Annotated in this window: 29 protein-coding genes; 13 read left to right on the forward strand and 16 right to left on the reverse strand. The window is 67.7% G+C overall.

Going from position 1 to position 26337, the window contains the following annotated elements:
- The first annotated feature begins 234 nt into the window (after positions 1-234).
- Positions 235-2088: a replicative DNA helicase gene (gene dnaB, locus V9K99_RS05545; RefSeq protein WP_442914699.1), complete on the forward strand. Its 1854-nt coding sequence runs from the start codon at positions 235-237 to the stop codon at positions 2086-2088.
- Between the two features lie 11 nt (positions 2089-2099).
- On the opposite strand, the gene V9K99_RS05550 is transcribed toward dnaB, so the two are convergent.
- Positions 2100-2678, reverse strand: a complete 579-nt coding sequence (locus V9K99_RS05550) for a carboxymuconolactone decarboxylase family protein (protein WP_337000403.1) — start codon at positions 2676-2678, stop codon at positions 2100-2102.
- A gap of 79 nt (positions 2679-2757) precedes the next feature.
- A complete protein-coding gene (locus tag V9K99_RS05555) occupies positions 2758-3387 on the reverse strand; it encodes a MerR family transcriptional regulator (protein WP_337000402.1) in 630 nt (209 codons plus the stop codon).
- 84 nt (positions 3388-3471) lie between these two features.
- On the opposite strand from V9K99_RS05555, the gene V9K99_RS05560 reads away from it, so the two are divergent.
- Complete coding sequence (locus V9K99_RS05560; protein ID WP_337000401.1) at positions 3472-3990, forward strand: DoxX family protein; 519 nt, start codon at positions 3472-3474, stop codon at positions 3988-3990.
- Positions 3987-4388, forward strand: a complete 402-nt coding sequence (locus tag V9K99_RS05565) for a hypothetical protein (protein ID WP_337000400.1) — start codon at positions 3987-3989, stop codon at positions 4386-4388. Before V9K99_RS05560 ends, V9K99_RS05565 begins: the two co-directional genes overlap by 4 nt.
- Here V9K99_RS05565 and V9K99_RS05570 read toward each other — a convergent pair.
- Positions 4385-5377 (reverse strand): helix-turn-helix transcriptional regulator, encoded by a 993-nt coding sequence (locus V9K99_RS05570; protein ID WP_337000399.1) that lies wholly within the window; start codon positions 5375-5377, stop codon positions 4385-4387. The two genes, V9K99_RS05565 and V9K99_RS05570, sit on opposite strands and share 4 nt — an antisense overlap.
- A 60-nt stretch (positions 5378-5437) precedes the next feature.
- On the opposite strand from V9K99_RS05570, the gene V9K99_RS05575 reads away from it, so the two are divergent.
- Positions 5438-6715: an FAD-binding oxidoreductase gene (locus V9K99_RS05575; RefSeq protein ID WP_337000398.1), complete on the forward strand. Its 1278-nt coding sequence runs from the start codon at positions 5438-5440 to the stop codon at positions 6713-6715.
- Here V9K99_RS05575 and V9K99_RS05580 read toward each other — a convergent pair.
- Complete coding sequence (locus tag V9K99_RS05580) at positions 6699-7094, reverse strand: RidA family protein (protein ID WP_337000397.1); 396 nt, start codon at positions 7092-7094, stop codon at positions 6699-6701. The two genes, V9K99_RS05575 and V9K99_RS05580, sit on opposite strands and share 17 nt — an antisense overlap.
- Positions 7095-7136: 42 nt before the next feature.
- The gene (locus V9K99_RS05585) at positions 7137-8216 is read right to left on the reverse strand and encodes an ABC transporter ATP-binding protein (RefSeq protein ID WP_337000396.1); all 1080 of its coding nucleotides are present in this window, start codon (positions 8214-8216) and stop codon (positions 7137-7139) included.
- Between the two features lie 202 nt (positions 8217-8418).
- On the opposite strand from V9K99_RS05585, the gene V9K99_RS05590 reads away from it, so the two are divergent.
- Both V9K99_RS05590 and V9K99_RS05595 read left to right on the forward strand, forming a co-directional pair.
- Positions 8419-8982, forward strand: a complete 564-nt coding sequence (locus V9K99_RS05590; protein WP_337001345.1) for a helix-turn-helix domain-containing protein — start codon at positions 8419-8421, stop codon at positions 8980-8982.
- Complete coding sequence (locus V9K99_RS05595) at positions 8975-9805, forward strand: SRPBCC family protein (protein ID WP_337000395.1); 831 nt, start codon at positions 8975-8977, stop codon at positions 9803-9805. Before V9K99_RS05590 ends, V9K99_RS05595 begins: the two co-directional genes overlap by 8 nt.
- Here the strand turns inward: V9K99_RS05595 and V9K99_RS05600 are convergent.
- Positions 9802-10704 (reverse strand): LysR family transcriptional regulator, encoded by a 903-nt coding sequence (locus tag V9K99_RS05600; protein WP_337000394.1) that lies wholly within the window; start codon positions 10702-10704, stop codon positions 9802-9804. The two genes, V9K99_RS05595 and V9K99_RS05600, sit on opposite strands and share 4 nt — an antisense overlap.
- An 82-nt stretch (positions 10705-10786) precedes the next feature.
- Here V9K99_RS05600 and V9K99_RS05605 point away from each other — a divergent pair, with 82 nt between their 5' ends.
- The 3 genes from V9K99_RS05605 to V9K99_RS05615 are packed head-to-tail and all read left to right on the forward strand — an operon-like array spanning position 10787 to position 12959.
- Positions 10787-12064: an MFS transporter gene (locus V9K99_RS05605; protein ID WP_337000393.1), complete on the forward strand. Its 1278-nt coding sequence runs from the start codon at positions 10787-10789 to the stop codon at positions 12062-12064.
- Positions 12065-12077: 13 nt separating this feature from the next.
- Positions 12078-12254 carry a hypothetical protein gene (locus V9K99_RS05610; protein WP_337000392.1) on the forward strand — a complete coding sequence of 59 codons (177 nt, stop codon included), beginning with the start codon at positions 12078-12080 and terminating at the stop codon, positions 12252-12254.
- 9 nt (positions 12255-12263) lie between these two features.
- On the forward strand, positions 12264-12959 hold the full coding sequence (locus V9K99_RS05615) for a dienelactone hydrolase family protein (RefSeq protein ID WP_337000391.1): 696 nt from the start codon (positions 12264-12266) through the stop codon (positions 12957-12959).
- Between the two features lie 53 nt (positions 12960-13012).
- Here V9K99_RS05615 and V9K99_RS05620 read toward each other — a convergent pair whose 3' ends face one another.
- A complete protein-coding gene (locus V9K99_RS05620; RefSeq protein ID WP_337000390.1) occupies positions 13013-13954 on the reverse strand; it encodes an AraC family transcriptional regulator in 942 nt (313 codons plus the stop codon).
- A 92-nt stretch (positions 13955-14046) separates the two neighbouring features.
- Between V9K99_RS05620 and V9K99_RS05625 the strand changes: the two genes are divergently transcribed.
- Both V9K99_RS05625 and V9K99_RS05630 read left to right on the forward strand, forming a co-directional pair.
- Positions 14047-14889: an NAD(P)H-binding protein gene (locus V9K99_RS05625; RefSeq protein WP_337000389.1), complete on the forward strand. Its 843-nt coding sequence runs from the start codon at positions 14047-14049 to the stop codon at positions 14887-14889.
- A 97-nt stretch (positions 14890-14986) separates the two neighbouring features.
- A complete protein-coding gene (locus tag V9K99_RS05630) occupies positions 14987-16270 on the forward strand; it encodes an erythromycin esterase family protein (RefSeq protein ID WP_337000388.1) in 1284 nt (427 codons plus the stop codon).
- A 131-nt stretch (positions 16271-16401) separates the two neighbouring features.
- Here V9K99_RS05630 and V9K99_RS05635 read toward each other — a convergent pair whose 3' ends face one another.
- The 3 genes from V9K99_RS05635 to V9K99_RS05645 form a co-directional block, all read right to left on the reverse strand.
- On the reverse strand, positions 16402-17568 hold the full coding sequence (locus V9K99_RS05635) for a hypothetical protein (RefSeq protein ID WP_337000387.1): 1167 nt from the start codon (positions 17566-17568) through the stop codon (positions 16402-16404).
- 93 nt (positions 17569-17661) lie between these two features.
- Entirely contained in the window at positions 17662-18474 is an 813-nt protein-coding gene (locus V9K99_RS05640; RefSeq protein WP_337000386.1) for an ABC transporter permease, read from the reverse strand.
- A gap of 1 nt (position 18475) precedes the next feature.
- Positions 18476-19447: an ATP-binding cassette domain-containing protein gene (locus V9K99_RS05645; RefSeq protein WP_337000385.1), complete on the reverse strand. Its 972-nt coding sequence runs from the start codon at positions 19445-19447 to the stop codon at positions 18476-18478.
- A gap of 88 nt (positions 19448-19535) precedes the next feature.
- Between V9K99_RS05645 and V9K99_RS05650 the strand changes: the two genes are divergently transcribed.
- Both V9K99_RS05650 and V9K99_RS05655 read left to right on the forward strand, forming a co-directional pair.
- Complete coding sequence (locus V9K99_RS05650) at positions 19536-20510, forward strand: helix-turn-helix transcriptional regulator (RefSeq protein WP_337000384.1); 975 nt, start codon at positions 19536-19538, stop codon at positions 20508-20510.
- The gene (locus tag V9K99_RS05655) at positions 20507-21091 is read left to right on the forward strand and encodes a YdeI/OmpD-associated family protein (RefSeq protein ID WP_337000383.1); all 585 of its coding nucleotides are present in this window, start codon (positions 20507-20509) and stop codon (positions 21089-21091) included. Before V9K99_RS05650 ends, V9K99_RS05655 begins: the two co-directional genes overlap by 4 nt.
- Here the strand turns inward: V9K99_RS05655 and V9K99_RS05660 are convergent, their stop codons facing one another.
- The 6 genes from V9K99_RS05660 to V9K99_RS05685 form a co-directional block, all read right to left on the reverse strand.
- A complete protein-coding gene (locus V9K99_RS05660) occupies positions 21092-21901 on the reverse strand; it encodes a phytanoyl-CoA dioxygenase family protein (RefSeq protein ID WP_337000382.1) in 810 nt (269 codons plus the stop codon).
- 72 nt (positions 21902-21973) lie between these two features.
- On the reverse strand, positions 21974-22921 hold the full coding sequence (gene pip, locus V9K99_RS05665) for a prolyl aminopeptidase (protein ID WP_337000381.1): 948 nt from the start codon (positions 22919-22921) through the stop codon (positions 21974-21976).
- Between the two features lie 51 nt (positions 22922-22972).
- Positions 22973-23887, reverse strand: coding sequence for a UbiA prenyltransferase family protein (locus V9K99_RS05670; protein ID WP_337000380.1), 915 nt, complete (start codon positions 23885-23887; stop codon positions 22973-22975).
- A gap of 63 nt (positions 23888-23950) precedes the next feature.
- Positions 23951-24781: a Vgb family protein gene (locus V9K99_RS05675; protein WP_337000379.1), complete on the reverse strand. Its 831-nt coding sequence runs from the start codon at positions 24779-24781 to the stop codon at positions 23951-23953.
- The gene (locus V9K99_RS05680; protein WP_337000378.1) at positions 24768-25700 is read right to left on the reverse strand and encodes an ATP-binding cassette domain-containing protein; all 933 of its coding nucleotides are present in this window, start codon (positions 25698-25700) and stop codon (positions 24768-24770) included. The genes V9K99_RS05675 and V9K99_RS05680 overlap by 14 nt, the downstream gene beginning before the upstream one ends.
- Positions 25622-26320: an ATP-binding cassette domain-containing protein gene (locus tag V9K99_RS05685; protein ID WP_337000377.1), complete on the reverse strand. Its 699-nt coding sequence runs from the start codon at positions 26318-26320 to the stop codon at positions 25622-25624. The genes V9K99_RS05680 and V9K99_RS05685 overlap by 79 nt, the downstream gene beginning before the upstream one ends.
- Positions 26321-26337: the final 17 nt, after the last annotated feature.

The raw sequence follows: 26337 nt of genomic DNA on the forward strand, positions 1-26337 counted from the left end.
TACCACCCTGCGCCGGGACCGGCGTACGGTCGCGTGACTGACGCTGTCCGCCCGCAGTCTCGGGGGCGAGTCCGCCTGCGGATGGCGCCGGCGAATCCTGTCCGATCGGGTGGTCGGGCGGGGGAGGAAATTGTCGGCGGGTTCGGTTACGGTTCGATCAGGTGTTCGATTCCGGGCCGGGCGGAGTGTTTCGGCCTGGCGTGAATCGGTGGGCGGACGAGGAGGTCGGGCGAAGTGAGCGTGGCGGAGTTCCGCGGGGGGCCGGGCGGCGGTCAGGAAGAGCGCAACCCGGAGATGGGCTTCGACCGCACGCCGCCGCAGGATCTGGCCGCCGAGCAGTGTGTGCTCGGCGCGATGATGCTGAGCAAGGACGCGATCGCCGACGTGATCGAGACCCTGCGCGGCACCGACTTCTACCGCCCGGCGCACGAGATCGTCTTCGACGCCGTCACCGACCTGTACGCGCGGGGCGAGCCGGCCGACGCGATCACGGTCGCGGCCGAGCTGAACCGCCGGGGCGAGATGGCCCGGATCGGCGGCGCGCCGTACGTGCACACCCTGGTCGCCTCCGTCCCGCTCGCCGCGAACGCCGGCTACTACGCGCACATCGTCCGGGAGAAGGCGATCCTGCGCCGCCTGGTCGAGGCCGGCACGAAGATCGTCCAGCTCGGGTACGCCGGTGAGGGCGAGGTCGACGATGTCGTCGACGAGGCGCAGGCCGAGATCTACTCGGTCACCGAGAAGCGGACCACCGAGGACTACGCGCCGCTGAAGGACATCATGGAGGGCGCCCTCGACGAGATCGAGGCGATCGACTCCCGCGGTGATGCGATGGTCGGCGTACCGACCGGCTTCACCGACCTGGACGAGCTGACCAACGGTCTGCACCCGGGCCAGATGATCATCGTCGCGGCCCGTCCCGCGATGGGGAAGGCACTCGCCCTCGACACCCCGCTGCCGACCCCGACCGGCTGGACCACGATGGCCGAGGTGATGGTCGGCGACCAGCTCCTCGACGCCGACGGCCTGCCGACCACGGTGGTCGCGGCGACCGAGGTGATGGTCGACCGGCCGTGTTTCCGGCTCTTCTTCTCCGACGGCAGCACAATCGTCGCCGACGCCGAGCACCAGTGGCGGGTCGAGGACGGCGGCCGCCCGGTGGTCTGCACGACCGCCGACCTGCACACGGCGATGTCCGCGAGTCCCGGGCTGACACCGCCGATCCCCGGGTCGGCGCCGCGCCAGATCACCGGGCACGGTTTCCCGGCCGCGCTGGCCGGTGAGGGGGACCGCCGGCTCGAGTGGCTCGAGCGGGTCGAGAGTGTGCCGGTGCGCTGCGTCGAGGTGGACAACCCCGACCACCTGTACCTGGCCGGCAAGACGATGATCCCGACCCACAACTCCACCCTCGGGCTGGACTTCGCCCGGTCCGCGTCGATCAAGCACGGCCTGACCTCGTGCATCTTCTCGCTGGAGATGAGCCGCAACGAGATCACCATGCGGCTGCTCTCGGCCGAGGCGAAGGTGCCGCTGCACCACATGCGCAACGGCAAGATGACCGACGAGGACTGGGCCCGGCTGGCCCGCAAGATGGGCGAGGTCTCCGAGGCCCCGCTCTTCATCGACGACTCGCCCAACCTCACCATGATGGAGATCCGCGCCAAGGCCCGCCGGCTCAAACAGCGCCACGACCTCCGCCTCATCGTGATCGACTACCTCCAGCTGATGACGTCGGGCAAGAAGGTCGAGTCCCGCCAGCTGGAAGTCTCCGAGTTCTCCCGCTCCATCAAGCTCCTGGCCAAGGAACTCGAACTCCCCGTCGTAGCCATCTGCCAGCTCAACCGAGGCTCCGAACAACGCTCCGACAAACGCCCCATGGCCTCCGACCTCCGCGAATCGGGCAGCCTGGAGCAAGATGCCGACGTTGTCATCCTTCTCCACCGCGAGGATGCGTACGAGCGCGAGTCGACTCGTCCAGGCGAGGCTGACTTTATTGTGGCCAAGCATCGGAACGGGCCGACGGCTGATGTGGTTGTGGCGTTCCAGGGGCATTACTCGCGGTTTGTGGATATGGCGCACGACGGCTGACGGGTTGGCGGCTAGGTTTGGCGAGGGGTGGCGAGGGGTTGTAGGCCGCAGGCGGTTGAGAACTCCTGCGAGGTGATGCCGAGGGCGACGTTGGTGCGGCTCGCCAGGTTTGCGGCGGCGATGAACGCGGTGAGCTCGATCAGACCGCTCGGGCCGAGCTGCTTCAGCAGTCGCGCCGACAGTTCGTCGGTCACGGTCGGCGGTGTGTGAGTCATCGCCTCGGCGTACTCCATCACGTCGCGCTCCAGCGGAGTGAACAGGTCGGACTCCCGCCACCGCGGTACTTCGCGGGCCTTGGCCAGATCGAGGTGCTCGTTGTTCGCCTGGAAGTAGCCGAGGTCCAAACAGAAGCTGCACCCCACCATGGACGCCGTGGCCATGTGGGCGAACGACTTCAGTTGCCGGTCGCAGGCATCCCACTTCTCGGCCTTGCCGCTGAAGCCGAAGAACGCCTTGAGCACCCGCTGGTTGTGCCACATCACCCCGAGCGGTTCGGGCACCTCGCCGAGCATCTTCTTGCTCATCCGCTTCGCGACCATGCCGAAGAGGCCGGTGACCTCGGTCGGCGGAATCCTCGTGGTGCTGGTCATCGTCGTCTCCTCGCCATCGGTGCTTCGACACGTCGGCATAAGACGCCAGCCGGCCGGGTTCTGTGACACCTGTGGCGGGTTACGCCTTCCAGCGGTGGGCTGAGATGGATTCTTGGGCTAGGAGGCGGAGGGAGGAGATGAGGGTTTCGCCGAGGATGGTGCCGATGACTACGGATTCGGCTAGTTGGTCTCGGGTGGGGTTGGTGGAGACGGCGTCGATTTCCAGTTCGGTGAAGCGTTCGACGGCTTCGGCGTAGGCGTCGAGGAAGCTGACCAGGTTGTCCTGGCCGAGGGTGCGGAGGGCGGCGACGGTTTCGATCAGGGTGCCGAGGGCGGGGGCCTCGGGTTCGACGGACCAGCCGCGCCGGGTGATCAGGTCGGTCACCTGAGTGGTGGCGGCGGCGCGGGCCTCGTCGGAGGCGGCCGGTTTGCGGGTCGGGGTGAGGGCGCGGTGGGCGCGGCCGATCTGTTCGTGCAGGGGTACGGCGTCGGAGTCGAGTGACTCGAGGATCTCTTTCACCTGCGCCACCGGGACCTGGGCCAGTTCGACCAGGGCTCGGATCAGTCGCAGCCGGCGCAGATGTGGTTCGCCGTACGAGGCCTGGTTCGGGCTGCTCAGTTCACCCTGCGGGAGCAGGCCCTCGCGGAGGTAGTACTTGATCGTCGGCACCGGTACGCCGGTGGCTCGGCTCAGTTCCCCGATTCGCATCTCACTTGCCTTCCTTGTCGACGTGATGGATAGTAGCAGTATCCATTAACGGATAGTGCGACTATCCATAGAAGGAGGTACCTGATGATCCCCGCAGTTCTGGTGCTGGCGACGCTGGTGTTCCGGGCGCTGGGTGCGCTCGGGGTCCGGCGGTTCGCGAGTTGGCCGGTCAGCGCGGCGCACGGGATGGCGGTGATGCTGCTGTTCACCGCGAGCGCGCACTTCGTCCCGGCGAGTGTGACGGTGATGCCGAACCGCGACGACCTGGCCCGGATGGTGCCGCCGTTCCTGCCGTTCGCGGATGCGCTGGTCTACGTGACCGGCGTACTGGAGTTCCTCGGTGCGGCCGGGCTCGTTCTGGCTGCGACCCGCTGGCCGGCCGCGCTCGGGCTGGCCGCACTGTTCGTGATGTTGCTTCCGGCAAACATCTACGCGGCGACCGCGGACATCGCGTTCAACGGTGACCCGGCGACGCCGCTGTGGCAGCGCATTCCCGAACAGATCCTCTACATCGCCGTGGTGCTGTGGGTCGCCCGGACGTCCGACAGTACGCCGACCCGCCGGCTGCTCGGCCAAGACAGCAAGGAGAAGGTGCACGCATGACCGACGCTTCACGGATCATCGCCGGGGCGATTCTGCTCACCATCGTGACGATCCAGTTCGGTGGCTACTTCATGACCAAGATCGTCCGCGGCCAGGTGCCGATGACGGACTTCCAGAAATCGTTCGCGCGGGCCGGTCACGCGCACGCCGGCGTGCTGGTCATCCTCAGCCTGGTCGGGCTCCTGTACGTCGACCAGACCGAGCTGACCGGTGTCCTGCTCTGGGTCGCGCGACTGGCGATCCCGGTCGCGGCGGTCCTGATGTCCGGTGGCTTCTTCGCCTCGTCCGCCGGCAAGGACCGGACCCAGCCGAACCAGTTCCTCTGGATCCTCTGGGCCGGCGCCGCCTCCCTCGCCCTCGGCGTCCTCACCTTGGGCATCGGCCTGATCGTCGCCTAATCCGAAAGCAGACCAGAAACCGACTGCTTGAGCCGCTCGCCCACCGAGGCCATCAACGCCGAGATCTCCGGAGTCGCATCGTCCACGGTGAAGTCGGCGCCCAGGGCAACGACTCCGGCGACGTACTGCAGCACCAGCGACGCCGTCTCGGCGGTGAACCGCGCGACGCACGCCTCCGCACCCAGCGGCTCGACACTCCCCGGGATGAACCCGTAGAAGTTGCTCGCGACAACCTCAGCCGGCAGCTGGATCGTGAGTCGGACGGAATGCCGGTACGGCGCATTGCTGAACGAATCGACCAGGTACGACGCCGCGTCCGCCGCGGGCAGCGGACGCGGAACGAACCGATGCAGCGCCGGACTGATGTCGTCGATCCGGTCCACCCGGAAGATCCGCCAGTCGTCGCGGGACGGGTCGAAGGCCAGCAGGTACCAGTGCCACCTGACCGTGAGCAGTTGATGCGGCTCGACCCGGCGACGCGTCTGCTCACCCCGGCGGCTGTGGTAGTCAAAGGCAACGATCTCGTGGTTCCGGCAACACCGGGCCAGGGTCGCGAGCACTCCCGGATCGACCTGTGGAACGCCGCCAACCGGGACCGCCTCAGCTGACGAAACCGCCGCCAGTTGCGGACGCAGCCGGGCCGGCAGCACCTGCTCCAGCTTCGCGAGTGCACTCGATGCCGACGAAGCGATCCCGGTCACGCCACCGCCGGCTGCACCGACGAGACCGAGCGCGACTGCGATCGCCTCGTCGTCATCGAGCAGCAACGGCGGCAACTGTGTTCCGGACCCGAGCCGGTAGCCGCCGGCGGTCCCGGTCGTCCCGGTCACCGGGTAGTCGAGGGACCGCAGTCGGTCGACGTCGCGCCGTACTGTCCGCTCGGTGACGCCGAGGCGCTCGGCCAGCTCGCGACCGGACCACTCGCGGCGGCTCTGCAACAAGGACAGCAACCGCAGCATCCGGCCGGGCAGCTCTTTCCGGGAACTCATGCCATCCAGGATGCCCCTTGCGGACAGGATGTGTCCGGAAGGGTTCCTAGGGTGGGCCGCATGATGCTGACGAAGGAATCGAACCGGTACGACGAGGCGCGGCTCGGCTACCAGCTGCTGGACCCGCACCGCCCCGAGGTGATCTTCGACGTCACCAGCGCGGCCGAGGTCCAGGAAGCCGTCAAGCACGCCGCTGACAAGGGCACGCGCGTGAGCGTCCAAGCCTCCGGACACGGACTTACCCGCGGTAACAACGGCGGCGTGCTGATCGCGACCCGCAATTTCAACGGAGTCCGGGTCGACGCCCAGCAGAAGACGGCCTGGATCGAGGCGGGTGCGACCTGGCAACAGGTGATCGACGCGACCGCGCCGTACGGGCTGGCGCCGCTGTCCGGCAGCTTCCCCGGCGTCGGCGCCATCTCCTACACACTCGGCGGCGGGACCGGTCTGATGGCCAGGCGGTATGGGTTCGCGGCAGATCACGTACGACGGATCGAGGTCGTCACCGCGGACGGCGTACGACGGAACGCCGAGGACGACCCGGAGCTGTTCTGGGCGCTCCGCGGTGGTGGCGGCAACTTCGGCGTGGTCACCGGGATGGAGGTGGACCTGTTCGACGTGCCGACGCTGTACGGCGGCAGCCTGTACTTCGACATCGCGGAGAACCCGACGATCTTGGAGGTCTGGCGCGAGTGGACCCGGACAGTGCCCGACGAGGTGACGTCGGCGGTCGGGTTGGTGCCGTTCCCCGACATCCCGCCGGTGCCGGCCCCACTGCGCGGCAGGCACATCGCGCAGATCCAACTCGCGATCCTCGGCGAGAACGGTGCGGACTTGATCGAACCGCTGAGAGGCGAGCCGGTGCTCGACACGGTCGGTGAGTTGCCCTACGCACAGTCCGGCAAGATCTTCGCCGAACCAGAACGCCCCGACAGCTACCGCTCGCGTAACGTCCTTCTCATCGACCTCGACCCCGACGCGCTGGCGACCCTGCCCAAGCAAGCATCGAGGTGCATCGTCGGCATCCGCCACCTCGGTGGCGCACTCAGCCGCCCGCCGTCGATCCCGAACGCGATCGGTCATCGCAACGCGTCGTACTCCCTGACTGTCCTATCCGCAGGAAACGGCGACGTGACAGACCTGCATCGCACGGTCCTCGGGGCGTGGACCGCGGCAACGATCGGCCGATCGCTCAACTTCAGCTTCGGCCCACTCACTCCCGACGAGGTCCGCGAGGCGTTCGACTCGGCCGACTACCGCGGGCTCACCGAGCTCAGGGACCGCTACGACGCCAACCGCCTGTTGGCCCCGAACCACGAAATCAGCGGGCCGCGGTGACGTCGATCTCGACGAGTTGGCCCGGGAAACCCAGCTGGGCAACGCCGAGAAGGGTGCTGGCCGAGGTGAAGGCGGGAGCGAGCGGTGACGCGTTGAGCTGTGTCCACACCGCGCTGAGGTCCTCGCGCACCGGGCTGGCGACGTAGATGACCGTGCGTACGACGTCATCGGCCGTAGCGCCCGCGGCTTCGAGCGCGACGAGGATGTTCCGGATCACTTGCTCGGTCTGACCCTCGAGTCCGCCTTCGGCCAGTTCACCCGACGGCTGGAGCGGGCATTGGCCGGCCAGGTAGATGAGGGTGTCGGCCTGCACCCGTGTCACGTGGTGGTAGCCAGGTGTGGTGTGCAGGCCGACGGGGTTGGTGCGCTCGATAGTCACGCAGCCGAGCAAACGCGACAGCGTGGGCGGTGGTCAACGGGATTACGCGGTGAGGCGCTCCTCGGTTGAGGTGGAGAAGAGGTGCAGCTTGTCCGGGTCCGGGGTGAGATGCACGATCGTGCCCTTGTCGTTGTGCAGGCGGGTGCCGATCCGGGCGATGATCTGCTGGTTCAAGCTGGTGTGTTCGGCGGTGCCGTACAGGAACGCGTCCGAGCCGAGCTCCTCGATCACCGCGACCTTCACCGGCAGCCCCTCGTCGGCGAGGTGGAACGCCTCCGGCCGGATGCCCAGCGTCAGCGTCTTGTCGTCGCCGGCTTTGGCCAGCAGTTTGCGTTCGATCGGGACCACGTAGTCCCCGATCTTCGCGCCGCCGTCGGTGATCTCGGCCTCGATCAGGTTCATAGCCGGCGAACCGATGAAGCCGGCCACGAACTTGTTCTTCGGCCGGTCGTACAGGTTCAGCGGAGTGTCCACCTGCTGCAACAGGCCATCGCGCAGTACGGCGACCCGATCGCCCATCGTCATCGCCTCGACCTGGTCGTGGGTGACGTACACCGTGGTCACGCCGAGCCGGTGCTGGAGTTCGGCGATCTGGGTCCGGGTCTGGACGCGGAGCTTGGCGTCGAGGTTCGACAGCGGCTCGTCCATCAGGAACACCTGTGGGTTACGGACGATCGCGCGGCCCATCGCGACGCGCTGACGCTGACCACCGGACAGCGCCTTCGGCTTGCGCTCGAGGTACTCCTCCAGGCCCAGCAGCTTGGCCGCGTCGGCGACGCGCTTGGCCCGCTCGTCCTTGTGGATGCCCTGCATCTTGAGCGCGAAGCCCATGTTGTCCGCGACCGTCATATGGGGGTAGAGCGCGTAGTTCTGGAACACCATCGCGATGTCGCGCTCCTTCGGCGGACGGTCGGTCACGTCCCGGTCGCCGATGTAGATGGAACCGTCGTTGACCTCTTCGAGGCCGGCCAGCATCCGCAACGCGGTCGACTTACCCGATCCCGACGGTCCGACCAGCACCATGAACTCGCCGTCCTGGATGTCCAGGTCGAGCTTGTCCACGGCGGGGGTGTCGGTGCCCGGGTAGACCCGGCTGGCTCTCTTGAACGAGACAGTTGCCATGTCGCGCTTCCTTCCTTCGCCGGCAGGAACGTGCCGGACGGTCCGTAGCAAAGGCCCTCAGGGTCTTGGGTCGGTGGTGCATCACCGAAGCACTCCTTCCAACGATTGATCCGGCCATTTGCATTCCCCGCCAATGGATCTGTGACGCATCAGACGGGTCTCATTGACAAAGGAGATTTTTATATACAAACTTTTTTGTGTGATGAGAGACGTGATGCACCTGGAGCAGCTCGAGCAGGCCGAGGCGCTGTTCAAGCCGCAGCGCATCGAGGTGCTGCGGCGGCTGGCCGAGCCGCACACCTGCGGTGAGGTGGCCGAGCAGCTCGGGCAGACTCCGCAGCGCGTCTACTACCACGTCAAGCGCCTCGTCGAGGCCGGTCTGGTGACCCTGGTGGAGGAGCGCAAGGTGCGCGGCGTCCACGAGGGCATCTACCAGGCGACGGCCCGCTCGTACTGGCTGTCGCCAAGGCTGGTCGGCCGCATCGGCGGCCTGCGCCGGGCCCGGGACGAGCTGAGCCTCGGCTACCTGCTGGACCTGATGGAAGAGGTCCAGACAGACATCGCCGCGCTGGACCGGACAGCTCCGGAGCTGCCGTCCATCGGGGTGTCCGGTGAGATCCGGGTCCCACCGGACCGGCGGCGGGAGTTCTTCCAAGACCTGCAGAGCACATTGCAAGACCTGTTCGAGCGCTACGGCGGCTCCGAGGGTGACGCCTTCAAGCTGGCTGTGGCCTGCTATCCCAAGGGAGACCAAGACCATGACTGAACCGCTGATCCTCCAGGCCCGCGCCAAGGCCGGCATCGACGACGTACGCCAGGCGCTGACCGACCCCAAGACCCTCAACCTCTGGCTCGGCGAGCACTCGAACGTCGACCTGCCCGGCACCTTCGAGTTCTGGGGCCGCTACATCCCCGAGGGCGACGCCCCACACCAGCGTGTCCTCGAGTACGACGGCCAGACGCTGAAGCTGGGGTGGACCCTCGACGGCGTGGAGACCACCACCGAGATCACGCTGATCGAGGAGAGTGACGAGTCCACGATCATCAAGCTGTCGCAGAGCCACTTCACGTGGGCGGAGGCGGTCACCAATTCGACGATCCGCGGCGTACTCCAGACGTTCTGGTCGCTCGCGCTCGCGAACCTGGTCGATCACCTGGAAGGCCGTGACCTCACCACCCGGCCGGACTTCACCTCGCCGGAGTTGTCCGGTGAGGCACTGATCGACGCGCCGGCGGCTCAGGTCTTCGCGTCGCTCACCGACTCCGCGCAGGCGACCGCCTGGTTCGGGTACCCGGTGGACATCGACGCGCGGGTCGGCGGCCGGTTCGCGATGGGCGGGTTCGAGGCCGGGCCCGGGATGGAGATCATCGACCTGGTCGAGGGACAGAAGATGTCCATCGACTGGGGGCTGGCCGGGATCAGCACCTGGGAGCTGGCCGAGTCGGGTGGCAAGACCCGGCTCACGTTCACGATGAGCGGCTTCGACGGCAAGCCGCCGTACGGCGCATGGCTCGGCTGGCTCAGTGGCGTCGCCTCGCTCCGCCGCTACAACGAGCAGAAGGACTGGCAGTCCATCTGGGTCGCCTAGAAGTATGGTCCGCCGGGTCGGACCGAGTCGTCCATCAGATCGAGCAGAGCGGTCACCGCTCTGCTCGGTCGCCTGCCGCTCACCGTGATCACCGACAACGTCCAGCTCAGGTCGGACTCCGCGATCGGCAGCTGAGCAACGCCGGACTCCTTGGCCGGCTCCAGCTCGGGTACGACGGCCACGCCGAGGCCGGCCCGGACGTAGTCGGGGATCGTCGTCAGCTCCGGCACCTCGACCTGGATCCGCCGCGGGATCCCGGCGTTGTCGAAGGCCCGGTCGACCATGGTGCGATTGCCGAACCCGCGCGGCATGTCGACGAACCGCTCCCCGGCCAGCTCCTCGAGCCTCACCGCTGGTGCGTCGGCGAGCGGATGCGACGACGGCAGCAGTACGACGAAAGGCACTGTCGCGAGATCGCGAATTTCCAGTCCATGCAGCTCCGGCCTCGACAGCCCGACCAGCGCCACATCCAGCCGGCCGTGCCGTACGTCGTCCGCCAGCCCACTCGACCCGGTCGGCGACGTGGCCACCTGTACGTCGACCAGCGGGTACTTCCGGTGGAACGTACCGAGCAACTCGGCCAGGTTGACCAGACTAAGCCGGGCAAGCGTGCCGATCCGGATGTTGCCCCGAAGCCCGGTCGACGCCTCCTCGACCACGGCCCGGGCCCGGTCGAGCGCCTCCAGTGCAGCCTTTGCCTCCGGCAACAAGGCGGCGCCGGCCGCGGACAGCGTCACCCGCCGGGTCGACCGGTCGAACAGGGTCGTCTTCAGATCCGTTTCGAGCGCGCGTACGGCGGCCGACACGCTGGACTGGACCGTGAACAGTCGCTGGGCCGCGCGGGTGAAGCTGAGCTCCTCGGCGACGGCGACGAAGTACTCCAGTTGACGACTGTCCACAGTGCCAATTATCGGATCTCTCGATAAGAGCATGCAAGAACTTTCGTTGGACTCGATAGATCGAGCGCGCGAACCTGGATGTATGTCCACCTTGACCAGCTCGCGCGCGCTCGTATCGAAGCGGGTGCGGTTCAGCCACGGTCCGGGGTTCTGGGTGATCGCCGCGGCCTTCCTGACCACGATGGCGTTCTCCACCGTCCCGACACCGCTCTATGCCATCTACCAGCACCGCGACGGATTCCCGACGTACGTCATCACCATCATCTTCGCCAGCTACGCGGTCGGCGTAATGGCCAGCTTGTACCTGGCCGGCCACGTCAGCGACTGGCTCGGCCGACGGCGGGTCGCGCTGCTCGCCGTACTTGCGGAAGCCCTGTCGGCGTTGGTGTTTCTGGTCTGGCAGGACGTACCCGGACTCCTCATCGCACGCTTCATCTGCGGAGTCGGGGTCGGCGTGCTGACCGCGACTGCGACGGCGCATCTGTCCGAGCTGCGGCAGGTCGCGCGTCCGGGGGAGGACCCGAGTCGGTCCGCGCTGATCTCCAGCATGGTGAACCTGGGTGGGCTCGCTTTCGGTCCGCTTGTGGGTGGTCTGCTGGCGTCGTACGTCTCGTCGCCGCTCGAGCGCCCGTACGAGATCTTCCTGGCGCTGCTGTTGCTCAGTGCGCTGGGGATCGCATTGGTGCCGGAGACGGTCGAGCGGCTCGAGGAGCGGCCGGCCTACCGGCCGCAGCGGGTCGCGCTGCCGTCGTCCGCGAAGCCGCTGTTCTTCGCCTCGGCGATCGGCGCGTTCGCGGCGTTTGCGATCTTCGGGCTGTTCACGTCACTGGCGCCGACGTTCCTGGCCGGGACGTTGCACCACACCTCGCGGCTACTCGCCGGCGTGGTGACCTTCGCCGTCTTCATCGCGGGGGCGGCGAGTCAGGTCATCTTCGTGCGCGTCTCCCGTCGGCACCAGCTCCGCCTAGGCCTCATCTTGATGTCGTCGGGTCTTGTCGGCGTAGCCGTCGGCGGTCTGCTCCCGAGCCTCGCGCTCTTCGTCATCGGCGGAGTCGTGGCCGGTGCAGGCGTCGGCCTGGTCTTCCGCGGCGCCGTCGCCACCGCCGCCTCCCTCGCCGACCCGTCCTCCCGCGGCGAAGTCCTGGCCGCCCTCTTCCTCATCGCCTACGCCGGCCTGGCCATCCCAGTCCTGGCGATCGGCCTCGGCATAGCCCTACTCCCCGCCGAACAAGCCCTCCTGATCTTCTCCGCGATCATCCTCCTCCTCGTCAACACCGCCGTCCCGCGAATGCTCAAAGCTGCTGGTCAACATCGCCGATCAGCTGAAGGTCGCCGGGTTTGTCATCGAGGAGTCGGCTGACTGGGCCGGCACCATGGCCTTCCACGGCATCGGTGCGCTCGTCCACTACTTCAAGCTCGTTCCCTGGGACGTCCCGGAAGACTTCGGCGTCGACGCGTACGCCGACACCCTGCTGCAACTCCACGCGGCGACACCGGTCACCTTCACCAAGCGTCGCTTCTGGCTCCGCGCCATGAAGCCGGCTGTCTAGGATTCGGGTATGGGCGTGAGTGTGCGGGTTGGGGAGCAGGAGGCTTATCTGGCTCGGGTGGGGCGGGCCGGGATGTTGTTGTTGCCGATGATCACCGGGATCGGGGAGCAGGTCCGGGACTGGGCGGATGAGTTGGCCGGTGAGGGGATCACCGCGCTGGTGTGGGATCCGTTCAAGGGGCGGAACATCGACAACTCGACCCGGGCGGAGCTCGGCGCCTTGCTGAAGGAGATGGATGACGACGCCGCGCTGGCCGAGCAGGCGGAGTTGCTCGACTACCTGACGGACGAGCTTGGTTGCACCAAGGTCGGCGTGATCGGGTGGTGCCTCGGCGGGCGGTTCGCGTTCCTGCTGGCGGCGAGGGATCGCCGGCTGGTGAACGTCGTCGCGTTCCACCCGACCGTGCCGTCGGAGCTCTCCAAGCAGCACACGTACGACGCGATCGCGGAGGCCGGCGCGATCACGGCGCCGGTGCTGGTGAGCTACCCCAGCGCGGACACCCTCGTCTCCAACGCCGACTTCGAGGCCCTGGAGACCGCGTTGCAGTCACGCCCGAGCGGCGCGACCTTCACGCAGTACTTCCCCGGCGCCGAACACGGCTTCACGGACCGCAGCCGCCAGGAAAACAAGGTCAACGCCGACGCCTACCACCTAGCCTGGCCCCAAGCCCTAGCCTTCATCCGAGCCACAACCGCCGGCCATTAGGTCTCCGGTGGTCTCCCGGCGGGACCACGGTGGGGCTGCGAGGGTGGAGCAGGTTAGGCGGCGGTGGTGGTTCGGCGGTGGGCTGTGGGGGTGGTGCCTCGCACTCGTTTGAAGGCGACGCTGAGGGCGAAGGCGTTGGCGTAGCCGACGCGGCGGGCGATGGTTTCGACGGTGTCGCGGGTGCCGCGGAGGAGGTCGGCGGCGAGGGCGATGCGCCAGCCGGTGAGGTAGGTCATCGGGGCCTCGCCGACGAGGGCGGTGAAGCGCCGGGCCAGGCTGGCGCGCGAGACGCCGACGCGCGACGCGAGTTCGGTGACGCTCCACGGATGCGCCGGATTCTCGTGGATCAGCCGCAACGCCAGGCCGGCAACGGGATCGCTCTGTGCCTGGTACCACCCCGGCGCGTGTGACTCCGGCCGGGCGAACCACGCTCGCAGCGTCGTGATGAGGGCCAGGTCCAGCCACCGATCCAGCACGCTCTGCTGACCGGGTTCGTCGCGCTGGATTTCGCCGAGCACGATGTCCATCACGGAGCCGGCCACGTCGGCAGCCGGTACGACGAGCACCGACGGAAGCGCCGCGAGCAGTCGCTGACTGACATCGCCCGCCAGCTGGTAGGAGCCGCTGACAACCATCGCCTCGCCCTCGACGCGACCGCCGTACGTGCGCACCCCGAGCCGGGCGCTGTAGTCGACAGGTGCCCCAGGCAACGGTTCGCACAACCCGCCCGGATGGATCCGCAACTGCGGCGCGGTCTCCAAAGCGTCACCCACGATGTACGGCGACGTACCGGTGAAGACCGCGACGTCGCCCTGCTCCATCCGCATCGGTTCGACGCCGTCGCGTCGTACCCAGGCCGAACCGCGGACCAGCGTCGCGAGGGAGAGCGCGGCCTCGTCGCGGATGTCGAGCGCCCAGGGCGGATCCATGATCGTCAGGTTGAACACCCCGCCGCGCGCACGGGTCCCGGCCAGCAGATCGTCGAGCACATCCATGGCAACCACAGTACGCCAGATTGAGCGTCTCGAACATCGAATTGCGCTGAACAACCATGGTTTGTCTCACCAAACCGCGATGAAGTTAAGCCATGACAACGACACCGATTCTGATCCTGAGTGGTAAGGGCAAGACCGGCCGCCGCGTCGTCGAGCAACTCGAGGCGCGCGACATCCCCTACCGGCTGGCCTCCCGGTCGAGTGCGCTGCGCTTCGACTGGTACGACGAGAGCACCTGGTCCCCGACGATCGCCGGCGCCGAGACGGCGTACCTGGCACCGCCGGTCGGCCCGACCGGACTGGCCCAGGCCGGCCGGTTCATCAAGCAGGCCGCCTCCGAAGGCCTCCGCCGGGTCGTGCTGCTGTCCGGCCGTGGCGTGGGCAGCCCGGGTCGCGAGTTCGCCGTGTACGACGGAGGGCTCGCACTCGAGCATGCGGTCAAGGAGAGCGGCGCCGACTGGACGATCATTCAGCCGGCCTGGTTCGCCCAGGGCTTCAGCGAGGACTTCCTGCGGTACCACGTGCTCGCCGGTGAGATCCGCGTGTCGGCCGGCGACGGCGGCGAGGCCTGGATCGACACCAACGACGTCGGCGATGTGATGACCGCCGTACTGCTCGACGAGGCCCACACCGGCGCGACGTACGCGATCTCCGGACCCCGCCACCTGAACATGACCGAGGTCGCCGCCGAGCTCTCCAACGCCACCGGCCGGCCGATCCAGTACGTCGACCTCGCGCCGCAGGACCACGTCACCGAACTCGTCGAGCAGGGCCTCGACCAAGAGGACGCGGAGGCCGTTCGCGACCTGTTCGCCGTGATCCGCAACCACCGGTCCGAGTACGTCTCCGACGGAGTCCAGCAGGTCCTCGGCCGCCCGCCGCACGACTTCACCGACTGGGCCCGCGAGACCGCGGCGACAGGCATCTGGACCTGACGAAGTAGAGCAGGCACCACCCCCAAGCAGGGCGTCTGCGGGATGGGGAGCGCCAGCGCAGCCGGACAGGGTTGAAGCAACCACCAAGGAGGCTTCGATGAAGAGAATTCCGGCCGCTGTCGCTCTGCTCGCCGCAGTCGCCCTGCCGGCGTCCACCGCGACCGCGGCGCCGCCCGTCCAGCAGGAAACCAGCCCGATCCCGGCGCTGACCCGAGCGGCCTATCCACTCGCGAGCACCGAACCATCCGGGCACGCCTGGGACCTGCGCGCACTGACCAGGATGGTCGGTACGGCGAAGATCGTCGGCGTCGGCGAGGCCACGCACAGCTCGCACGAGTTCTTCACCCTCAAGCACCGCATCTTCCAGACGCTCGTGGAGCAGAAGGGCTTCAGCGCGTTCGTCCTGGAGGCGAGCTGGAGCACCGGCCTCGAACTCGACCGGTACGTCGTCACCGGTGTCGGCGACCCGCGCGAGATCATGCGCCGCGAGTTCCAGGACGCGTACAAATTCTGGAACACCCAGGAGTACCTCGACCTGATCGAGTGGATGCGCGACTACAACCGCACCCACACCCGCAAACTCCGCTTCGTCGGCGACGACGTCGGCTACGCGAGCCCTGCCCTGATCGACCGAGTGGCCACGACGGATCCACGACTCACCCGCCTGTACGCCGGCATCCGCTCGAACGCGGAGTACAAGGACTGGAGTACGACGTACTTCGCCAAACCACTCAGCGAGCGGCGAGCCATCGAAGCGTCCACCCGCCAAGCGCTGGAACTGGTGCAACAGACCGAGGATCGTTGGCGAGCGCAGCACGCACGGGCGATCTGGCAGACCGCGAAGCTGTACTCCTTCGACGTACAGGACCCCAACGAGTTGCCCAAGGCAATGTTGTTCCGGGACCAGGCGATGGCCGACAACACGGCCTGGTGGACCCGGACCACCGGTGACAAGGCGGTGCTGTCGGCGCACAACGGGCATGTCGGCTACGACTCGTCGATGCCGTCGCAGTACCCGAGGATCCAGGGCGCCTTCCTCCGCGATCAGCTCGGCAAGGACTACGTGAACGTGGGGTTCACCTTCGACAGCGGCTCGTTCAACGCCAACGACACCGACGACCCGCAGGGCCTGCTGCGCACCTTCACCATCTCGTCCGCACCGGCCGGCAACAACGAATACACCCTCGACCGGGTCCCGTACCGCGACTACCTGGTCGACCTTCGGACCCTTCCCCGACAGACCAGGGACTGGCTCGACGTCGCCCGCCCGACCCGTGACATCGGCACCGCCTACCCCTGGCCCGACCTCCCGGTGAACCTCGGCAAGTCGTACGACGTCCTGATCCACCTGCACCAAATCACCGCAGCGAAGCTCCGGTGACGGACCGCCAGCACTCACCAATGAGCATCACGCGGGCGGCAGCACGCTCAGCCGACCGTCTCTGAGGCGATTGATGAGTGCTGGAGGTCCGCATCGCCCCGCGCCCACCTGGATGCGGGGCGATGCGTCCGTCAGCGGTGGCTGTGCTGGAGCTCTTGGTACTCGGAGTGGGTCATCTCCTGGAGTTCGGATGGTGCGGTCTTGGCCTGGATGGTGGTGCCCTGGCCGACTGCGCCGCCGCCGAAGACGATGTTCGCCCAGTTGTTCTGCGCGATCAGGATGGAGGTGACGTTGTCGTCGTTGATGTCCGCCGGTGTGGTGGAGTCCACGGTGTCGCCGTCACAGTTCCAGTCGATCGGCGCGTTGGCCGTGCCGGCCGTCGTCCGCGTGGTGCCGTCCGGGCACTTCCACTTCGTCTTGAACGCGGCCGCCGAACTGCCGAGGCCGACCGCCTCGTTCGGGCGGGCCTCGTTGATCGACGTCGGAGCGACGTTCGAGTAGCCCCAGTAGAGGGTGCCGTTGGACTTCAGCACGCCGCCGAGCTGGAAGAAGTAGTTCATCACGCTCAGGTAGTTCGGCTTGTAGTTCAGGTTGTCGGTGCCGCCGTGCTTCAGGCCGAGGTTGTGGCCGAGCTCGTGGATGAAGGTGCCGACTTCCTGGTCGTCGGTACCGGCCCAGCCGCACTTCGGGCCAACCGTCACGATGAACGTGTCGTTCGGGATCGCGAAGGCCTGACCGCTGCTGCAGCCGCCGTCGTAGCTGTCGGCCCAGAGCATGTAGTGGAAGACGGCCTTCCGGGCGGTGGCGAAGTTCGCGTTCTTGATCGCGGTGGTCTGCGTGCCGGCCGGCTGCAGGTTGTCGTCGTACGCGACCTGGTTGCCGCCGCCGAGGTTGTACGCCGCACCGGCGGCGGCGCCGGCGTCGAGGTGGAGCTTGATCCCGGTGGTACCGTTCGGGTTGCTGACCGGCGCGGTGGCGAAGACCTGGACGATCCGGTCCAGCGCGGCGGTGCTGGTGAGTCGGCCGGACATGTAGTCCATCTCGACGAACAGGTCCTTCTTCGTCGGCGACGCACCCATCGCGGGCAGGTCGACGTCGATGGTGCCGTCACCGTTGGCGTCGTACCCGTTCGTCTCCCAGGTGTCGGGTAGCGAGTCGCCGTCGGTGTCGGTCGCCAGCGGTGCTGCGGTCGTCGACGGTAAATCGGTCGGAGGTACGGCGGCCACCGCGCTCGTGGCGGCGAGCGCGGCGACAGCCAGGGAACCGAGCATTGAAAGCAAGGCAGGGCGGGGCCTCATCAGATCTCCTTGTGGGCGGTGGGTGATCTGCCCGCTACCGTAGGTGATCTGGCTCACTTTGCGCGGCTCAGCAGAGCCACTGGCTCAATTGGGTCAGTTCGCCGAGCGCAGCATGGTCCGGATGCCGACCGTCAGGCCGAGGATCGCGGTCACGATCGCGGCGACCCAGCCCCACAGGGCCGCGCTGGAGAACACGTCACCGGAGAACAGGGTCCGCTCCGCGTCGACGACGTACGACAGCGGGTTGAACTTCGCCGCCACCTTCATCCAGCCCGGTCCGGTCTCCAGCGGGAGCAGCATCCCGGACAGGATCATCAGCGGGAACAGGAACGTCTGCTGCACCATCCAGAACATCCAGTCCTGTTTGCGAACCGCGATCGCCAGCGCGTAGCTGAACGCACCGAGCCCGACCCCGAACACCGCGAGCAGGACCAGCCCGACGACTGCGCCGCCGAGATGCAGGTCGAACGCGAACGGCGTCATCACCGCGATCACGACCACCGCCTGGCCGAACAGCGGCACCATCTCCTTCAGCGCCCGGCCGACCAGCAGCGACGACCGCGACAGCGGCGTCACCAGCATCCGCTCGTGGGCACCGGTCTGGAACTCGAACAGCAGGTTCGCGCCGGTGGTCGACGTACCGAACAGCGTGGTCATCACCAGGATCGACGGCACGAACCACTGCCAGACGCCGTCGCCGGACGTGCCGCCCATCGACCCGGACAGCAACGGCCCGAACAGGCCGAGGAACACCAGCGGCTGGATCATCCCGAACAGCAGCGAGAACGGATCCCGCAGCACCGGCTTCAGTTCGCGCGCCATCACGATCCGGATGTCGCGGAACAGACTCCGCCGCGGCTGCTCGGCTACCTGCACCGACGTGGTCGAAAGAGTGAGGGTGGTCATCTCAGGCTGCCTTTCCGTTGGTCTCGGCTTCGCGCAGGCTGCGGCCGGTGAGGTTGAGGAACACGTCGTCGAGGGTCGGGCGGTGCACCTGGGCCGCCGCGACCGGTACGTCGTTCTGCTGCGCGGCCGCGATCAACGCAGGAAGGGCTGTCGGTCCGTCCGCGACCCGGACGCTGAGCTCGTCGCCGACGGCAACGACTTCGCGGGCACCGGGCAACTTCTCGGCCAGTTCGGCGAGCTTCGGCAGGTTGCCCGGAGCAACGGTCACGGCCAGCCGATCCCCGGCCAGCTTGGTCTTCAGCGCGTCGGCGGTGTCGTCCGCGATCACTTGACCGTGGTCCACGACGACCACCCGCTCGGCCATCGAGTCGGCCTCGTCCAGGTAGTGCGTGGTCAGCACGATCGTCATCGCGTACTGCTCGCGCATCCGCAGGATGTGGTCCCACAGGTTCGCCCGGTTCTGCGGGTCGAGCCCGGTCGACGGCTCGTCCAGGAACAGCAGCTTCGGCGCGTGCACGAGTCCCATCGCGACATCGAGCCGGCGCCGCTGGCCACCGGACAGTTCGGACACCTTGCGCCCGGCCAGCTCGGTCAGCTCGAGTGCCTCCATCAGTTCGCCGGTACGACGCTTGGCCGCACGCCGGTCGAGTCCGTAGATGACGCCCTGGCCGACCAGTTCGTCGCCGGCCCGCTGGTTGTGGCCGGCGCCGTTGCCCTGGCCGACGTACCCGATCCGGCGGCGTACCTGGCTGGGGTGGGCGGTCACGTCGTACCCGGCGACCGTCGCCGTACCGGACGTGGGTGCGATGAGCGTGGTGAGCATCCGCAGCGTGGTGGTCTTGCCGGCTCCGTTCGGGCCGAGGACGGCGACCAGCTCGCCGGGTTCGACGTCGAGGCTGATGCCGCGGACTGCGTGCACGGTCTCGGTGCGGCTCACCACGAAGTCCCTGGTGAGCTCTCGGGTGCTGATCACGATGTCTCCTTCGGTGTTGGCTTGATGCTTGAGACATTTCCAGCAGAAGAGGACAGGTTCTGGCCGTTACTCATGGCAATCTGAACTCATGTCCGAAACCTCGGCTCGACTCCTCTCGCTGCTGTCCCTGTTGCAGGCCCGCCGCGACTGGCCGGGCGCGCTGCTGGCCGAACGACTCGAGGTCAGCCCGCGCACCGTCCGCCGCGACGTCGACCGGTTGCGCGACCTCGGCTATCCCGTGCGCGCGACCAAGGGACCGGACGGCGGCTACCGCCTCGACGCGGGCGCGGACCTGCCCCCGCTGCTGTTCGACGACGACCAGGCGATCGCGGTCGCGGTCGCCCTGCAGACCGCGACGACCACGGTCACCGGCATCGAGGAGGGTGCGCTGCGCGCGCTCGCCACGGTCCGCCAGGTGATGCCGGCCCGGCTGCGGCAACGGGTTGACGCACTCCAGGTGACGACGGTCGACCGGTACGCCGACACCCGTCGTACCAAGGTGGATTCGAACCAGCTGATCGCGATCGGTACGGCGGTCCGGGCCCGGGAGGTACTGCGGTTCGACTACGCGTCACCGCGTCCGGCGGACGAGGAGAAGGAGTGGCTGCCGCCGCGGAAGGTGGAGCCGCACCACCTGGTGACATGGGGCGGCAGGTGGTACCTGGTCGGCTGGGATCTCGATCGGAAGGACTGGCGGACGTTCCGGGTCGACCGGATGACGCCGAAGACACCGACCGGTCCGCGGTTCACCCCGCGTGAGCTTCCGGCGCCGGATGTGGCGACGTACATCTCGAACCAGTTCAAGACCGATCAGCAGTTGGCGTGCCGCGGTGAGGCGATCCTGCAGGCGAAGGCCTCGGACATCGTCCAGTGGGCCGGCCGCGGCGCGATCGTCGAGGAGATCACGCCGACGAGTTGCCGGCTCATCCTGTCCGCCTGGTCCTGGACCGGCCTGGCCGCCACCTTCGGCATGTTCGAGTGCGACCTCGAATTCGTCGGACCCCAGGAACTCAAAACCGCCGCCGCCCACCTGGCCACCCGCTACAGCACAGCCGCCTCATGACCGCCGAACTCGTCGTCCCCGATGCGGACGCCTGGCACGCGTGGCTCAGCGAGCATCACCAGGCCAACGACGGGATCTGGCTGGTGCTCGCGAAGAAGAACGTGCTGACGCCGACCAGCCTCAGCTACGACCAGGCTCTCGACGAAGCGCTGTGCCACGGCTGGATCGACGGTCAGCGGATGGGGCGCGACGAGCACACCTTCCTGCAGCGCTTCACGCCGCGGCGCGCCCGCAGTATCTGGTCCAAACGGAACGTGGGGATCATCGCGCGGCTGGAAAGTGAGGGCCGGATGGTTCCCGCCGGCCGCGAGCAGGTCGAACGCGCCAAGGCGGACGGACGGTGGGAGGCAGCGTACGGCGGCTCCCGTGACCTCGAGGTCCCGGCCGACCTGGCCGAGGCACTCGCCGCCGAACCGAGAGCGCAGGCGATGTTCGACATCCTGACCAGCGCCAACCGGTTCGCGGTCGTGTACCGGGTGACGTCGCCGAAACGCCCGGAGACCAGGGTGCGGCGGATCGCGCAGTTGGTCGAGCAACTCGCTCGCGGCGAGACGATCTACCCGCAGAAGCGGACGCTCTGATCAGTAGAGAACGGGATTCAGGGGCGAGGACACCTGTTCGCCGGGTTGGTTGCCGGGCATCCAGGTGGCGAGGTCGGCCTCCTGGAAGCGGTTGACCGGTGGCGCGATCTCCATTGCGGCGTCGACGTAGATGATCGTCATCACCCGGCGCGGTACGTCGGTCTGGTTCGGCGGCGCGTGGTGGAACGTCCAGCCGAGGTGGTAGCTGACCTCGCCGAGTTCGTACGGCTCGGAGATCTCGGCGAAGTCCTGCTCGGCCAGTGCTTCCTGCAGCACCCGCTCCGACTCGTCGCTGATCGGCAGGTCCCGGCCGTGCTCGAAGATGTGACTGCCCGCGGCGAACGACAGCGGACCCATCTCCATCGGCGTCTCCTGCAGCGGCACCCACACCGTCACACAGCGGTCGGTCGCGAACGGCCAGTAGTACTGGTCCGCGTGCCACGGCGTGACCCCGCCGCCGGACTCCTTGTACAGCGCCTGGTCGTGGTACAGCCGGACCGACTGCACACCCAGCAGTTGCGCCGCGATCCGCGCCAAGCGCGGGGACGACACGAACTCGAGCACCTGCTCGCTGTCCTGCCACAGGTTCATCACCTGCAGGAACGCCTTCCCGTAGGTGTCGCGCTCCTCCAGCGGCAGGTGCTGGGTGTTCAGCTCGATCACCTTGCCGGTGATCTCCGGCTCGTACGCCGCGATGGTCTCCGCGCTGAGCACGTTCTTCAGCTTCACGAAACCGTGCTCGGCGAAGTGGGCGATGGCGGACCGGCTGAGGGTGTAGTCGGTCACGAGCTCCGGGCGGGTCAGAGTCATGCCACCCTAGGGTTCCGGGCCGCTTTATCGATGTAAAGATCAGTGATCAAATCTTTGCCCTATTAGTGAAGCTCAGCGGGCGAACCGGTCCAGCGCCGCCAGGATCAGCTCGTTCGTCCTGCTTCCACCGGCGCCGTGCCCTTCCTGCTCGACCAGGTGGAGCTCGGCATCCGGCCACGCCTGAGCCATCCGCCAGGCGATGTCCGCCGGGCTACTGATGTCCAACCGGCCGTGGATCAAGACGCCGGGGATCCCGCCCAACTTGCCGGCCTCCCGCATCAGGACGTCTTCGTCCAGCCAGGCCGCGTGACCCCAGTAGTGCGTGACCAGTCGGGCGAGTCGCAGCCGGAAGACCGGGTCGTCGTACCGGGAGTCCGGCTTCCAGCCCGGATGCGTCCGGACATGAGTGTCCTCCCAGTCACACCAGTCCCGCGACGCCTTGTCCCGGACGGCGGGATCCGAGTCGTGCAAGAGGCGACTGTAGGCCAACGCCAGGTTCCCGTCCCGCTGATCTTCCGGTACGCCGTCGCGGAAGCGGGCCCACTCCTCCGGGAAGATGCGGCCCATGTCCCGGGTGATCCACTCGACCTCACGCCGGGTCGTGTTGGTGACACTGAACAGAACGATCTCCGAGACCGCTTCCGGGTGCTGCTCGGCATACGCGAAACCGAGCGTCGCGCCCCAGGACGCACCCAACAGAAGCCACTTGCCGATGCCGAGCATCGACCGCAGTTGCTCCATGTCCGCAATCAGGTGGGCCGTGGTGTTGGTGCTGAGATCCACGTCCGGATCGGCGGCATCCGGCGTACTGCGGCCGCAGTTCCGCTGGTCGAACAGAACCACCTTGTACGCCGACGGATCGAAGTACCGCCGCCACGAGGCACCGGCCCCGGAACCAGGTCCGCCGTGGATCACCAGGGCCGGCTTGCCGTCCGGGTTACCGCAGACCTCCCAGTAGACGCGGTGCCCGTCACCGACGTCGAGCAGGCCGTGGTCGTACGGCTCGATCTCGGGATACATCAGCGGCTCCTCTGATCTGACAGTGCTGTTATATCCAATGTAACAGCACTGTTAGATATACAGCACCCCGGTATAGGTCAGCGCGAAGGTGCCGCAGGGGAAGAGGAACAGCGAGGCCAGCACGATGATCCCCCTGAACGACTGCCGCGGCCCGATCAGCCGCCAGTACGCCGCGATCAGCACCGGCACCATCACCACCTCGAGCGCCAGCATGCTGCGCGGGATGATCGTGCCGGTCGCGGCCAGAATCACTGACAACGCCGCCGCCGCGATCCAGGCGCCGAACCCCAGCAGGTACGTCGTTCGCGCGCCGAAGCGGACCGCGATCGTGTGATAGCCGGCGGCCCGGTCGGCTTCGAGATCGGCGAGCGTTGTCGGGAGGTACAGACCGACCGCGGCCAGCGTGCCCTGCAGGCCCATCAGCCACGGGAAGTCGCTGAGGTCGGGATTCACGGCCGCCCACCCGGCGAGCGGTCCGAACGCGCCGAGTGCGAGCGCGTTGACCGCGACGTCGAAGCCGGCCCGCGTCTTCAACCGCACCGGCGGCACGCTGTACGCGTAACCGAGGAGCACCGCGAGCAGCACACCAAGTGCGAACACGATCCCGACATGCAGGCTGATCCCCACCGCTGCGACCGCGGCGGCGAACGCGAGCCGCTTGACTGCTCGCAAGGTGATGCGGCCGTCGAGCAGCGGGGACTTCGCCTTGCGGGGATTCAGTCGGTCGCTCGGCAGGTCGTACGCGTCGTTGATCGCGAGCACCGCGAGCCAGACCAGCGGGCCCATCACGACGGCCCCGACGATGAGTCGCGGCCAGTCCTCGAGGGGCGGAACGAGCTGACGCGTCGCCAGCAGGATGCCGACGTAGTACGGCACGATCGACACGACCCAGAAGGCAGGCCGTCCGACCGCCAGCACATCCCGAACGCGCGGTGCCGCTGTGCGAACTCCCACCGTCGTGGTCACGACACCACTCTGCTCCCGCCTGCCGGGATCGGTCCTCCTTCCGGAGAGTGAACCCCCTCACTCTCACGGTTGAATGTGAGCAACGGAACCCTTCTCGAGCGCGACCCAGACCGATCCGTCGACGTCCAGCGCCAGCCCGTGCGGCTCGGAACCCTCGCCCAAGCCGATCTGTTCGATCAGGTTGCCCGCGGCATCCAACCGCGCGACCGCGGCCGCGCCCCACAGGGTGATCCAGCACCCGCCGTCGTCCGTCGTCACGACCGCATGCGGTTTCGAACCGGCCGGCAGCGCGAACTCCTCGATCGTCCCGTCGGGCCTGATCCGGCCCGCCTGGTCGGCGAGGATCTCCACGAACCAGACGGCTTCGGCGCCGGCGCTGATCCCGACCGGCCCGGCCGCTTCGGTGGGCAACGGGTACGTCGTCACGTCGCCGGTCGTGGTCATCCGCCCGATCGCGTTGCCCTGGTTGAGCGTGAACCACAGCTCGTCGTCCGCGGTGATCATCGCCGGAAACGCCCCGGTCGTCCCGATCGGGAACGTCTCCACGTCACAGTCGACCGTCACGCGTCCGACGTGATCCGTGTCCATCAACGTGAACCACGCCGCGCCATCAGGGCCGACGCAGATCCCGTACGGCGACCCCGGCACCTCGAACGACACTCCATCCGATCGCCCGATCCGGTTGTCACCGCTGCGGGTGAACCACAGGAGATCGTCCGGACCCGGCACGATCACGCTCGGCCGCGAGCCGGGGGCCTCCAGGTCGAGGCGGGATCCGGACAATTGAGCGACCACACCGGCGTGGACGAGCGTCGTCCACACCTCGCCCTTGGCGATGGCAACGCCGTATGGACCCTCGCTCGGTCCGGCAACGGTGAACTCAGTGACTGACAAGGCAGGACTCCTTCAGATCGAGGACGTCGCCGCGCCAGCGGGAGTTGAACCGGCGGTCGTGGCTGACCACGACGAGCACACCGGCGTACCGGTCGAGCGCTGCCTCCAGTTCCTCCACCAGCGCGAGCGACAAGTGGTTTGTGGGTTCGTCGAGCAACAGGACGTCGTACGGCGTGCTGAGCAGGCGGGCCAGGGCGAGTCGGCGGCGTTGACCTGTGGACAGTTCGCCGACCCGGGTCTGTAGTTGGTCTGCCTTGAACAAGCCCATCGTGTCGGTCAGCACCTCGCGCAACCTGCGATCTGGATGGGCCTCGGTCGTCTCCTGTGGGAGGTAGCCGAGTCGGCCGCGGCGTTCGACGTACCCGGAGTCCGGCTGGAGTCGCCCGGCGAGTACGTCGAGCAGCGTGGACTTGCCGACGCCGTTCGGTCCGGTGATCAGCAGTCGCCCGGTGACCTCGACCGAGATCGGCTGAAGTCGGTCGGCCACCAAGACCCCGACCGCATCCAGGCCGGACGGCGATCCCGTCGTACGCAGGGAAGCGGTGAACCGCAGCGGCTTCGCCGGCACCGGTGGTGGATCGTCCTCCAGGCGGCGGAGACGTTCCTTCGCGTTGCGGATCTTGCTGCGCTCGGCCTCGTTGACGCGACCGGTCGCCCGGTCGTACGCGACCTTGTTTTTGTCCTTCATCGCGCCCCGGTGCGAGACGCGGTCGGCCGTGGTCCGGACGGTCACGCGCATCGCGGCGACGTCGTCCTCCCAGAGCTGGCGGGCCTGCTCGATCCGGGCACGCTCGGCGGCCTTCTCGGTCAGGTAACCCTGGTAACCGTTGCCATATCTCGTCAGTTGATGCGTGTCGCCGTCGATCTCGAACAGCGTCGACGCGACCTGTTCCAGGAAGGCTCGGTCGTGCGAGACCACGACGGTCGTGCCCCGCCGCGATCGGAGGTGAGCCTCCAGCCAGGTGGCCGCATCCAGATCCAGGTGATTGGTCGGCTCGTCGAGCAGCAGGATCTCGGGGAGGACGCGAGTACGGCGGCCAGGTGCAGGCGAGCGAGTTCGCCGCCGGAGAGTGTGGACAGCACTCGATCGCCGGGCAGGTTGCTGAGGCCCAGGCCATGGGTGGCTCGGGCGAACCGGGCGTCCGCGTCGTAGCCCTCACGAACCTCGAAGGCGGTCTGGAGGTCGCCGTACTCGTCGAGGACGTCGTGGCCGGCAGCGAGCAGTTGCTCGAGCTCGCGGAGCCGGGACTCGATCCGGCGGAGGTCCGCGAGGGCGTGGTCGGCGAGTGCGGCCACGTCCCGGTGGAGTGGCAACGGGTTGTCCTGGGCAAGGAAGCCGATGCTTCCGGCTACGACTGTCGCGCCGTCGGTCGGCGGCTCGAGACCGGCTGCGATGCGCAACAGGGTCGACTTGCCGGAACCGTTCTCGCCGATCAGGCCGCTGACCTGTCCCGGTGGGAAGGCGCAGGTGATCTGGTCGAGCACCAGGCGGTGGTCGTAGGACTTGGTGATGTCGTGCAGGGACAGCTGGGTAGGCATACGGATCCTCTCTGACG

Origin of the sequence: Kribbella sp. CCNWLW201, assembly GCF_037203805.1 — a bacterium.
GTDB lineage: Bacteria > Actinomycetota > Actinomycetes > Propionibacteriales > Kribbellaceae > Kribbella.

Excerpts from the sequence above, each read along its gene's own strand:
- V9K99_RS05550 (WP_337000403.1), bottom strand. The coding sequence starts at position 2,678 with ATGACCAGCACCACGAGGATTCCGCCGACCGAGGTCACCGGCCTCTTC.
- V9K99_RS05555 (WP_337000402.1), bottom strand. The coding sequence starts at position 3,387 with ATGCGAATCGGGGAACTGAGCCGAGCCACCGGCGTACCGGTGCCGACG.
- V9K99_RS05560 (WP_337000401.1), top strand. The coding sequence starts at position 3,472 with ATGATCCCCGCAGTTCTGGTGCTGGCGACGCTGGTGTTCCGGGCGCTG.
- V9K99_RS05565 (WP_337000400.1), top strand. The coding sequence starts at position 3,987 with ATGACCGACGCTTCACGGATCATCGCCGGGGCGATTCTGCTCACCATC.
- V9K99_RS05570 (WP_337000399.1), bottom strand. The coding sequence starts at position 5,377 with ATGAGTTCCCGGAAAGAGCTGCCCGGCCGGATGCTGCGGTTGCTGTCC.
- V9K99_RS05575 (WP_337000398.1), top strand. The coding sequence starts at position 5,438 with ATGATGCTGACGAAGGAATCGAACCGGTACGACGAGGCGCGGCTCGGC.
- V9K99_RS05585 (WP_337000396.1), bottom strand. The coding sequence starts at position 8,216 with ATGGCAACTGTCTCGTTCAAGAGAGCCAGCCGGGTCTACCCGGGCACC.
- V9K99_RS05590 (WP_337001345.1), top strand. The coding sequence starts at position 8,419 with ATGAGAGACGTGATGCACCTGGAGCAGCTCGAGCAGGCCGAGGCGCTG.
- V9K99_RS05595 (WP_337000395.1), top strand. The coding sequence starts at position 8,975 with ATGACTGAACCGCTGATCCTCCAGGCCCGCGCCAAGGCCGGCATCGAC.
- V9K99_RS05605 (WP_337000393.1), top strand. The coding sequence starts at position 10,787 with ATGTCCACCTTGACCAGCTCGCGCGCGCTCGTATCGAAGCGGGTGCGG.
- V9K99_RS05610 (WP_337000392.1), top strand. The coding sequence starts at position 12,078 with ATGGCCTTCCACGGCATCGGTGCGCTCGTCCACTACTTCAAGCTCGTT.
- V9K99_RS05615 (WP_337000391.1), top strand. The coding sequence starts at position 12,264 with ATGGGCGTGAGTGTGCGGGTTGGGGAGCAGGAGGCTTATCTGGCTCGG.
- V9K99_RS05620 (WP_337000390.1), bottom strand. The coding sequence starts at position 13,954 with ATGGATGTGCTCGACGATCTGCTGGCCGGGACCCGTGCGCGCGGCGGG.
- V9K99_RS05625 (WP_337000389.1), top strand. The coding sequence starts at position 14,047 with ATGACAACGACACCGATTCTGATCCTGAGTGGTAAGGGCAAGACCGGC.
- V9K99_RS05630 (WP_337000388.1), top strand. The coding sequence starts at position 14,987 with ATGAAGAGAATTCCGGCCGCTGTCGCTCTGCTCGCCGCAGTCGCCCTG.
- V9K99_RS05635 (WP_337000387.1), bottom strand. The coding sequence starts at position 17,568 with ATGAGGCCCCGCCCTGCCTTGCTTTCAATGCTCGGTTCCCTGGCTGTC.
- V9K99_RS05640 (WP_337000386.1), bottom strand. The coding sequence starts at position 18,474 with ATGACCACCCTCACTCTTTCGACCACGTCGGTGCAGGTAGCCGAGCAG.
- V9K99_RS05650 (WP_337000384.1), top strand. The coding sequence starts at position 19,536 with ATGTCCGAAACCTCGGCTCGACTCCTCTCGCTGCTGTCCCTGTTGCAG.
- V9K99_RS05655 (WP_337000383.1), top strand. The coding sequence starts at position 20,507 with ATGACCGCCGAACTCGTCGTCCCCGATGCGGACGCCTGGCACGCGTGG.
- V9K99_RS05660 (WP_337000382.1), bottom strand. The coding sequence starts at position 21,901 with ATGACTCTGACCCGCCCGGAGCTCGTGACCGACTACACCCTCAGCCGG.
- pip (WP_337000381.1), bottom strand. The coding sequence starts at position 22,921 with ATGTATCCCGAGATCGAGCCGTACGACCACGGCCTGCTCGACGTCGGT.
- V9K99_RS05685 (WP_337000377.1), bottom strand. The coding sequence starts at position 26,320 with ATGCCTACCCAGCTGTCCCTGCACGACATCACCAAGTCCTACGACCAC.